5 protein-coding genes and 1 pseudogene are annotated in these 5,058 nt (G+C 46.4%); 2 read left to right on the top strand and 4 right to left on the bottom strand.

The window, feature by feature from the left end:
- Positions 1 to 247 precede the first annotated feature (247 nt).
- Complete coding sequence (locus ACRC32_RS00555; protein WP_438552157.1) at positions 248 to 1,315, top strand: SpoIID/LytB domain-containing protein; 1,068 nt, start codon at positions 248 to 250, stop codon at positions 1,313 to 1,315.
- Positions 1,316 to 1,402: 87 nt separating this feature from the next.
- Here the strand turns inward: ACRC32_RS00555 and ACRC32_RS00550 are convergent, their stop codons facing one another.
- The 4 genes from ACRC32_RS00550 to ACRC32_RS00535 form a co-directional block, all read right to left on the bottom strand.
- On the bottom strand, positions 1,403 to 1,705 hold the full coding sequence (locus ACRC32_RS00550) for a DUF1816 domain-containing protein (RefSeq protein WP_438552156.1): 303 nt from the start codon (positions 1,703 to 1,705) through the stop codon (positions 1,403 to 1,405).
- Positions 1,706 to 1,796: 91 nt separating this feature from the next.
- Complete coding sequence (gene rlmB, locus ACRC32_RS00545; protein WP_438552155.1) at positions 1,797 to 2,831, bottom strand: 23S rRNA (guanosine(2251)-2'-O)-methyltransferase RlmB; 1,035 nt, start codon at positions 2,829 to 2,831, stop codon at positions 1,797 to 1,799.
- Positions 2,832 to 2,855: 24 nt separating this feature from the next.
- The gene (locus ACRC32_RS00540) at positions 2,856 to 3,368 is read right to left on the bottom strand and encodes a Mini-ribonuclease 3 (protein WP_438552154.1); all 513 of its coding nucleotides are present in this window, start codon (positions 3,366 to 3,368) and stop codon (positions 2,856 to 2,858) included.
- 284 nt (positions 3,369 to 3,652) lie between these two features.
- Entirely contained in the window at positions 3,653 to 4,021 is a 369-nt protein-coding gene (locus tag ACRC32_RS00535; protein ID WP_041462552.1) for an STAS domain-containing protein, read from the bottom strand.
- 430 nt (positions 4,022 to 4,451) lie between these two features.
- Between ACRC32_RS00535 and ACRC32_RS00530 the strand changes: the two are divergent.
- A pseudogene (locus ACRC32_RS00530) lies at positions 4,452 to 5,058 on the top strand (GTPase); the annotation flags it as partial.

Raw genomic sequence — 5,058 nt, 5'->3', positions numbered from 1 at the left:
TGTAACTTCAGCAACAGTTCGCTAGGAGCATCTTTAAGCGCCAAATCTCCGTGGCGATCGAGAAATGGGCGACGATTACAACGTTGGTATTGTAGCAGCAGCACAGCAGAACTAAGTCACTGCTCCCTGCTCCCTGGTCACCGATCGCTGATTCGGCTAAAATGACTTAGTTCTGCTGTGCTACCGTCAGATGGTTCGGCGGGTTGACGATCGCGACTGATGAACGTAAAGCTAAACGCAAAGCTATATGAGTAGATTCGACCGACAAAATAGAGGATTCAAAGTTATTGGAAATTTAGGGATGTTGCTGATCCCGATCGCGTCTGCACCTCTGCTTTTACCTTTGTTCAGTCAATCTTTCTCTCCGACTTCTACTACGGCAACAGATCCATCTCCTGCGACTCCAGCTAACAATAATGTTGCGAATAATGTTTCTAGTGTCGCTCAATGGGAGGCAGAAGCTAGGCGGGAGGAGCAAAGCAAGATACCAAAAGCTCAGCCACCAACGCTAAATAAAACGAACAAACAGCAGCCTCAAAAAATTAAACGAAAACGGCAGCCTATAGCCAAAAACACGCAATCTGCTGCGCCAAACTTAGAAATTCGCGTGGCGATCGCTCAAGATGCAGATTCTCTGATTGTTGGCTCCTCAACTCCCGCCCAAGTTGTAGAAACAAACGGCAAAGTATTACGCCAATTGCCCAACGGACAGGCTTTTACAGCACAGCCTAGCGACTCAGATCGGATTACAATTGGCAATGCCCAATTACCCAACACAGTCTGGATTTACCCCCAAAAAGGAGGTGCGATCTACGTAGGCGATCGTTGGTATAGAGGCAAACTCCTGCTCGTTGCTCGACAACAGAAGTTACTCGCGGTTAACTATGTCGATTTAGAGCATTATCTCGCTAGCGTTGTCGGTAGCGAAATGCACGCTTCCGCCCCAACTGAAGCTCTTAAAGCTCAAGCCGTCGCCGCTCGCTCCTATGCTTTGGTTCACATGGTACGTCCGGCAAATTCCTGGTTTAATCTCGGGAATACCCAGCGCTGGCAAGTCTACAAAGGGATGAACAGCGAGTATAACACTACGCAAAAAGCCGTCAAAGATACTGCTGGACAGATTATTAGCTATCAAGGCGGCGTAGTTGAATCGCTTTACGCTGCGACAGATGAGATCGTTCAAAAAGCTCATGGTGGCAAAGGCATGAGCCAAACAGGAGCCTATCGACTCGCAGCACAAGGCTACAACTACCTGCAAATTCTGGCGCACTATTACCCCAAAACCGCCACAGCAAGGCTGGAAATCAAGCCTTGAAACAGGAACCGAGGAGCAGAGGAGCAGGGGAGACTAAACAACTCCTGACTTTTGACTTTTGCTGTTTGACTTTTGCTTTTTTCAGAATTACACTTGACTGCTGAGAATTGGCTTAATTTGAGGTTCAGATCTTTCTCCCATATCATCGGCGATCGTTAACCGAGAGGGTTTACAGCGTTTGATCTCGACTGCAATCCCTTGCGCTCCTTCATGCTCCAAATCTTCTATGTAACCAAGCTGGGCAGCTGCCGCTTCTTTGGCGCTGAGAAAAGGACCGAAGTAGTAAGTACAACGGGGATTTTGGGTATCAATTTCTACCCACCATGCCCAACCGAAGTTATGGAAGAAGCTAATCAGATTTTCTTTAGTGTGATTCCAAATTGGGTTCATGTCTTTTTTTTCCTATCAGCTTGTGGTAAAGGATTCGGGCTAACAAAACAAATCGTAAACTATTGTCACAGTTCGTAAAAAAATCTCACTGCTAGTTTTCTAATTTATCTTTTTTTGTACCTATGTTGACATAGTTTACATTTTGCCAGCGTTGGCGAAAAATTTCGTAAAGTGCCATACCAGTTGCGACAGAAGCGTTCAAACTCGGTGTATTGCCTGACAAGGGAATCGATACCAACAGATCGCAGCAGCGCTGAGCGCTCAAACTCAATCCTTCCCCTTCCGAGCCAACTACTAGCACAATAGGACCGCTAAATTTAACTGTCTGTATCGATTGTTCCGCTTCTAATGCCGTACCATAAACCCAGAAACCAGCTGCTTTTAATTCTTCTAAAGCGCGGCTGAAGTTAATGACTCTGGCGACAGAGAATGTTTCTAAAGCACCCGCTGCGACTTTCATCACCGTAGACGTGATCCCAGCAGCTCTGCGTTGAGGGATGACTAAGCCTTGCGCTCCAATTGCCTCAGCGGTACGGATAATTGCCCCTAAGTTGTGAGGATCGGTAATGCCATCGGCAGCAACAACTACGGGTTGCTGAGAAGTCGATTTAGCTTTGTCAATTAGCTCTCCTAATTCCAAATAATCGTAGGGAGCTACTTGAGCAGCGATCCCTTGATGATTGGCGTGATGGGTAATTTGGTCTAGGCGTTTGGGTTCAACCTCATCAATGACCGTACCATTCTCCTTTGCCTGTTGGAGCAGAGAATGAAAGCGATGATCGTAACGCAGACGAGCAGTAACCCAAAGCCGATTGAGCTGCCGTTGGGTTTCCAAAGCTGTCAGCACGGGATGGCGACCGTAAATCAGATCGCTCTCTTCTTCGGATGTGGAAGGTGGAATTTGGGACGAGAAACGATCTATCTTGTCGCGCTCTGTATTGTAGGTAGGACTAGCTAAGACTGGTCGAGAAAAATCTTTCTTTCCTGCCACATGATGTTTTTCCCCTTCCTGTTTAGTGCCATTATGTTTGAGATCGGCACGCTTGCCTGTATAACGCTCTGGTTTGCCACGTTGCGGTTTTCCAGAAGGGTTAGATTTGGCTTTTAATTTGGGTGGCTCTGTCATAAATTTTTCTTATTTCTAATGACCTTAGTATTCATCTTTATTTATACTAGAGGAGTTTAATGTTTCTGAATTAGGCGCTAATGGTAGCTGCTCCAACAGTTGATACAAGCGCTGGCGATCGCTTAGATAAAGATAGCCTACGAGAGCTTCTAAACTCGTTGCTTGTTGATAAACTTCTGGTGCGGCGCGACGTGGTCGTCCTACAGTAGCATTGCGTCCCCGACGCACGATTTCTAATTCAGCTTGATTGAGATATGGAGTGAGATATCGTAAGTGCGAAGCCTGTGCCTCGGCTCTAACCTGGGCAACGACAAGGTTGTGGTAAGCCTGCGATCGCTTGTGGGGCAGTAAAAAGTGGCTCCTCACATACAGCTCGTAAACCGCATCGCCCAAATATGCTAAAGCCGTAGGTGAGAGTTGTTGTAGCTGCCCAGGAGCGATCGCCAACCAACTGGGTAGCAACTCCAACTGAGTGACTACATCTGTCTGAGCTTCCCGAGCTGAGCCGTCGAATAAATTGTCCTCCTTCGGTTCCACTCCGTTTGGATTCTCCCAGAACAATCAGTTGTCAGTTATCAGTGACTGGTGACTGGTGACTGGTGGCTAGACCAAAACAAGAATCTAGTCAATACACAAGCTACTCTCCAACTACCAATCACCAATTACCAATTGCCAATTTCAGCAATCAGCGATCGGTGACTACATTATTATGATCGATCCCCAATTTGAGGGGGTTCAACCCATGATAAGTTTTTTATATCAAAAATTAAGCTATCCAGATCGCAAAACCGGATAGCTAAAGTTAGAATGCCTGCGATCGCTCAAGATGCTTGAATATTTTCTAAAGCTGCTTCAACAGTCGGTCGTAAACCTAAATATTGCTCTAGGTTAACCGTCTTGACTGTTTGCGTCACGCGGGCATTGGTGACAATTTGTGAAGTCCCACCGTTAGTTTCAGTCTGCTTCTTCAAATGCACCAAAGCGCCGATTCCAGAACTATCGACAAAATCAATTTGGGACAAATCCAATATGATGTGCTTTGGTCCCTCTTCAACATACTTGCCGAGTACCTTGCGAAAGGTTGGTTCTGAAAAGGCATCAAGCAAACCCGTCAACCGGAATAACTGATAATTACTCCGAACCTCACGAGTTCCTCTCAGGCTAACAGTTAGATTTAGTGTCTCAGCGATAGTTCCCTCCTCGCCACTTCTTGTTTCAAATCGAGGCTAAAGTATAAATGCTTGGTTGAGATGTTGTCTACACTCATGTGGTAGAAGTTAGGGGCTTGAGGCTAAGAGCTTGGTGGTAGAAAACAGAACATCGTCTATTCCTGTTCGCTTCAGATCTTGCCTTTGCACTCCTAGTTTTTAAATTTTAACTCCTCATGTCTCTGTGGGTATAAAATACTATGAATTTATTGAAGGGAGCAGGGAGCAGAGAGCAGGGTGTAGGGTATGGGGTGTAGGGTGTAGTGAGTTATTAATTGCGACTTGCAACTTGGTAATTGCTCCCTCAGTCTCCTCAACTTCCTCAGATCCCTCAGCTCTCTTCCCCTGCTCCCTACTCCCTCTAGACTGAAAGCGATAGACTTTTTACAGAAGTCTCATCTAATTAGGGGCAATGGTGCGATTAAAGCTGTGGCAGTGGATTGTCTTAGCAACTCCGATCGCGTCTGTCGTTGGTTTCTTCCTGGTAGCAGCAGGTTTGCAGATCCATGAATGGCGCATCAATTGGATCTGGGGTGTGTTTATTCTAATATTTGTCGGCTGGCGGTGGTTGCTAGTACGGTGGACTCGTCCTGTTGTCGTGGAGATGGAGGCTGTAGCCGCAGAAGTTCGCAAAGAAATAGAATCGTTTTCCGTAGATGTGGCATTTTCAACGTCAGACAGCAGCAAGAAAACAGAAGCCACGCTACAAGAAATTCTCGTTGTAGCACAAAGCGATCGCCCTCTGTGGGAAGACTGGCAAACTTTTTGGCAGCGCTGTCAAGATTTAGTTGTCGCGATCGCCCAGATTTATCACCCAGAAGTCAAGTATCCGCTTTTAAATATCTATATTCCTCAAGCTTACGGACTGATCCGAGGGACCGTAGACGATTTAGATCGGTGGATGCAAAAATTATCCCCTGCTTTGAATCAAGTTACCGTCGGGCAAGCATATGAGGCATATGAAGTTTACCGTAAGCTAGAGCCATCGGCGCGGAAATTCTGGCGGGCATGGAACTTAG

Origin of the sequence: Chroococcidiopsis sp. (genome assembly GCF_051657925.1) — a bacterium.
In the GTDB taxonomy this organism is placed as follows: Bacteria; Cyanobacteriota; Cyanobacteriia; order Cyanobacteriales; family Chroococcidiopsidaceae; genus Chroococcidiopsis.
Note: the sequence above shows the minus strand (reverse complement) of the source record. Positions and strands in the feature narration are given on the sequence as shown.

What these genes read in the sequence shown, in the direction of transcription:
- rlmB (WP_438552155.1), bottom strand. Translation starts at nt 2,831, where the DNA reads ATGACAGAGCCACCCAAATTAAAAGCCAAATCTAACCCTTCTGGAAAA.
- ACRC32_RS00550 (WP_438552156.1), bottom strand. Translation starts at nt 1,705, where the DNA reads ATGAACCCAATTTGGAATCACACTAAAGAAAATCTGATTAGCTTCTTC.
- ACRC32_RS00555 (WP_438552157.1), top strand. Translation starts at nt 248, where the DNA reads ATGAGTAGATTCGACCGACAAAATAGAGGATTCAAAGTTATTGGAAAT.